At 62.1% G+C, this 1,143-nt stretch carries 1 protein-coding gene; it reads left to right on the top strand.

The window, feature by feature from the left end; genetic code table 11:
- Positions 1-47 precede the first annotated feature (47 nt).
- Positions 48-1,139: an IS630 family transposase gene (locus tag ACLJOU_RS46905; RefSeq protein ID WP_410575785.1), complete on the top strand. Its 1,092-nt coding sequence runs from the start codon at positions 48-50 to the stop codon at positions 1,137-1,139.
- Positions 1,140-1,143 lie beyond the last annotated feature (4 nt).

Here is a 1,143-nt window from a genome sequence, read left to right as displayed (position 1 = left end):
CTAGTGTTATGCGCCATAAATCCGTCCTTGAAGTGTAGGGTGCATGGATGGCACGTACCGGCAGGCCGATGCCCCTGTTGACTTTGACTGAGGACGAGCGGGACACGTTGCAGCGCTGGGCACGGCGGGCGAAGTCGTCGCAGGCGCTGGCGTTGCGGTGCCGGATCGTGCTGGCTTGCGCGGACGGTCTGGCTCGTAAGGACGTCGCGGAGAAGTTGCGTGTGGATCCCGCGACTGTGACCAAGTGGCGGTCCCGGTTTGTGCGGAACCGGTTGGATGCGTTGGTGGATGAGCCGCGCTCAGGCCGGCCGCGGTCGGTGACTGTGGATCAGGTCGAAGACGTCATCGTGACGACGCTGGAGCAGACCCCGCGCAATGCCACGCACTGGTCTCGGACGTCGATGGCGCAGAAGTCGGGGCTGAGCAGGTCGACGGTCGGGCGGATCTGGCGCGATTTCGGGCTCAAACCTCATCTCGCGGAGACGTTCAAACTGTCCACCGATCCGCTGTTCGTGGACAAGGTGGTGGATGTCGTTGGCCTGTATCACCATCCACCCGAGCGGGCGGTGGTGCTCTGCGTTGATGAGAAGAGCCAGATCCAAGCACTCGATCGTTCCCAGTCGGTGCTCCCGATGATGCCGGGCATGCCGGAGCGGCGCACCCACGACTACCACCGCAACGGCATCACCAGCCTCTTCGCTGCTTTCGACGTCGCCGACGGCACTGTGATCGGTGAACTGCATCGGCAGCACCGGGCTGCCGAGTTCAAGAAATTCCTGATCACGATCGACAAGACGGTGCCGGCCGAGCTGGATGTCCACCTGGTTTGCGACAACTACGGCACTCACAAGACGCCCGCGATCAGAGCCTGGTTGGCCAAGCATCCGCGGTTCCACATGCACTTCACTCCGACCGGGTCGTCGTGGATCAACCAGGTCGAACGGTGGTTCGGGTTCCTCACCGACCAGATGATCCGCCGTGGTGTTCACAAGAGTGTTCAGTCGCTCGAGAAGGATGTTCGGGCCTGGATAGCCGACTGGAACACCCATCCTCGTCCGTTCTTGTGGACCAAGAGCGCGGAGGAGATCCTGGACTCGATCGCACGACATTGTCGCCGAATTTCTGACGCAGGACACTAGTGCC

This window comes from Amycolatopsis sp. cmx-4-61 (genome assembly GCF_046548775.1).
Classification (GTDB): Bacteria; Actinomycetota; Actinomycetes; order Mycobacteriales; family Pseudonocardiaceae; genus Amycolatopsis.
This window is presented reverse-complemented; position numbering and strand designations above follow the sequence as displayed.